We start from the raw sequence: 3,182 nt of genomic DNA on the forward strand, positions 1-3,182 counted from the left end.
ACCAGAGGATTCAAGCAGAGCCATCCAGTTGTTAATCAAGTCTGTTTTTCTCCATCCTTTACGAAATACCACTACCTGAAACGTTTCTAGCAGAATTGATGAGCCACGTTTCACTAGTTGAAATTTAATTAACGCCCTATTAGGGATTGAAACAGTTTTCCCATCAAGGCGATGGGTGATGCCGTTCTAGGTTGAAATTTAATTAACGCCCTATTAGGGATTGAAACCGCAATGAAACCAAAGGAACAGGCTACACCGTGCATGTTGAAATTTAACGATCTCCCTATTAGGAATTGACTTTTTTTTTGGAAGTGCTGGAATAAGATCGCCTGCTGCGCTATGGTTGAAATTTAGTTGTCTCCCATTAGGGATTGAACCTAGTACAGACTGAACCAATGCACTACCGACGATTTGGCAAGACGAATCTCAATCTTTCGGTGTTTTCGTTAGGCACGATGCGTTACTTGGCTTCGGAGGAAAATGCCTATAAAACAATCGATCGCGCAGTTGCACTAGGAATCAATCACATCGAAACAGCTAGAGGCTATGGTAACAGCGAATTATATCTCGGTGCAGCACTGAAAAAAGGTTTGCCTGTCCCCCGTTCCCAACTTCACATCACAACCAAAATTTCCCCTACGACAGATGCAGACTCGATGCGTTGTTACATCAATGAGTCTTTAGAACGTATTGGAGTCGATTATTTAGATTGCTTGGGAATTCACGGAATTAACACTTGGGAACATCTCGATCTCGTACAACAACCAAATGGTTGTATGCAAGCAGTACGGGAAGCTGTTGCTGATGGACGGGTAAGACACGTTGGTTTTTCCACTCACGCATCTTTAGATGTAATACTGGCAGCGATCGCAACCGATCTGTTTGAATTCGTCAACCTACATTATTACTACTTTTTTCAACGTCATGCCCCAGCAATAGAACTCGCCCATACTAAAGATATGGGTGTATTTATTATCTCTCCTGCGGATAAAGGAGGACTCTTATACACTCCACCAGAGACACTTAAAGACTTGTGCCAGCCTTTTTCTCCATTAGAACTAAACTATCGCTTTTTACTGAGCGATCGCCGTATTACTACCCTCAGCATCGGTGCAGCCACCCCAGAAGAGTTAAACGTCCCTTTACAAGTCGCTGAGTGCGACGCACCTCTAACCGATGCAGAAATTAAAGTATTACAGCGTTTAGAAACTCATGCTGCTACAACTTTAGCAAGCGATCGCTGTAGTCAATGCTATAAATGTTTACCTTGTCCTGAAAAAATCAACATTCCCGAAGTTTTGCGCCTGCGCAATCTGACTATTGCATACAATATGCAGGAGTACGGCAAATATCGTTATCAAATGTTTGAAAATGCCGGACACTGGTTTCCTGGCATGAAAGCAAATAAATGTACTCAGTGTGGTGATTGTTTACCACGCTGTCCCGAACAATTAGATATTCCGCAATTGTTATCTGATACTCACGATCGCTTGAATGGATCTCCTAGACGTAGGTTGTGGGGGTAATTGGTAATTTTATGAAAGTTTTTTCCCAAAATGGATGGCGATCGCTACAACAACCGCAGTTTTGGTTAATGGCGATCGCGAGTGGTATAGCGACTATTCATGCAAGTTTAATTTGGCGGAGTAATGCCGATTCAAATCAATTTATTCTCAATCTTCTTTGTTGGTTGGCTGTGGCAATTTTAATATGGGAAAAGCGCCACAAATTAATTTTACAAAGCGATATTGTTTCTAGCTTCCTCGGCTTTAGTCTTCTAGGCTTTGTTCTCCTCAGAAGTCTATGGATGACTAGTTTCGACAATTTATTTCATTTTATTCCCTTTATCGCTGCTATAGGATTGGTTTTACTTGCTTCTGGTGCAAACAGATTACATCACTATTGGCAAGAAATACTCATTATCTTTGCTTTTTCAATTCCCGTAGAGTTGCTTATTAATCGAATTGGAATTCTAGCTTTATACACGGCAAATTTTGCTTCTTTGATTTTAACTTATTTAGGAGTAGAGTTTTATCGAGAGGGAGTCAATATTGTTCTAGCTAATGGCAAAGCTGTAGAGGTAGCCGCTGGCTGTTCTGGTTGGGAAAGTATATTTCCCTTGTTAAAACTATCTGTATTGTTTTTAATCATGTTTCCGACGAAAACAATTCAAAAAATCCTCGTTCCTTTAGCCGCAGTTGCGATCGCTTTTGTTGTCAATGGAGTACGAGTCGCTATTCTAGCCATTTTACACGCTTACACAGCCGAAGCTACATTTAAATACTGGCACGTCGGTACGGGTTCGCAAGTCTTTTTTCTAACTTCTACTTTATTATTTGGAGGATTCTGTTATTTAACTAGTAAAAGATTACCTTCCGAACATTCAGACAAGAGAGAACTTTCTGAACTATGAAGTTTTGGCAACGCTGGCGAACACCGCTATTAATTTTCACATTTGTCAATGTATTGTTTGTATCTAGTCGAGTGTTACTCGATTCAAACATTGGTAAGCGAAAAGTTACCCCTTTTACATTTCCTGCTACAGTTCCTCTTCCACAGTGGCAGCAAGTCGCAAGTCAACCGCTACCAGATCGAATTGTAGAACAAGAACCATATGGTAAGGTAGCATTTCCAGGTAGACGCTATCAATACAAGCAAAACGACTTGTTACTCGATGTTAATGCGCGCTATGAATTAAATACTGTAGGAGATGGACAACAAGCGATCGCAGACGATCTTAATCTATCATTTCCAACCAATCAATCTCCACCGCAAATTCGCCACAATCCACAATTAGGTTATTACGCAGTTTTCGTACACCAACAAAAAGCATATTTAAATGCGTGTATTAATTCTCGTGGTGGGAGTACGGTTACTTCTTCCCAATTTGATGCAAATCGCTTGCGCTATGATTTTCAATTTCCACGAATTGCATTATGGTTGTTGGGAAGACAAGAATTAAGAGATAACCGTTGCATTTGGACTCATTTATCTTTACCCTTAAAGCAGCCTACATCTGAAGCTTACTCTACTTTAGAACAGGCTTGGTTTTCTTCGTATAAGTGGTGGAGTTCTCGCTTTCCTCCAATTTAACAGTCATCAGTAAAGAGTGATTAGTGGTTGGTGTCTAGTGACTAGAATTGCTCCCTCAGCTTCCCCAACTTCCTCAGCTTGGCAACTCT

Annotated in this window: 3 protein-coding genes; all 3 read left to right on the top strand. The window is 40.8% G+C overall.

The features are described from left to right. Positions 1-395: 395 nt before the first annotated feature. From C7Y66_RS30210 to C7Y66_RS30220, 3 genes are read left to right on the top strand one after another with little or no spacing between them, the layout of a single operon-like run. Entirely contained in the window at positions 396-1,526 is a 1,131-nt protein-coding gene (locus C7Y66_RS30210; protein ID WP_106548355.1) for an aldo/keto reductase, read from the top strand. 11 nt (positions 1,527-1,537) lie between these two features. Further along, a complete protein-coding gene (gene crtA, locus C7Y66_RS30215; protein WP_146149917.1) occupies positions 1,538-2,413 on the top strand; it encodes a cyanoexosortase A in 876 nt (291 codons plus the stop codon). Beyond that, the gene (locus C7Y66_RS30220) at positions 2,410-3,093 is read left to right on the top strand and encodes a cyanoexosortase A system-associated protein (RefSeq protein ID WP_106548357.1); all 684 of its coding nucleotides are present in this window, start codon (positions 2,410-2,412) and stop codon (positions 3,091-3,093) included. Before crtA ends, C7Y66_RS30220 begins: the two co-directional genes overlap by 4 nt. The last annotated feature ends 89 nt before the right edge of the window (positions 3,094-3,182 follow it).

Origin of the sequence: Chroococcidiopsis sp. CCALA 051 (genome assembly GCF_003015105.1) — a bacterium.
GTDB classification, from domain to species: Bacteria; Cyanobacteriota; Cyanobacteriia; order Cyanobacteriales; family Chroococcidiopsidaceae; genus Chroococcidiopsis; species Chroococcidiopsis thermalis.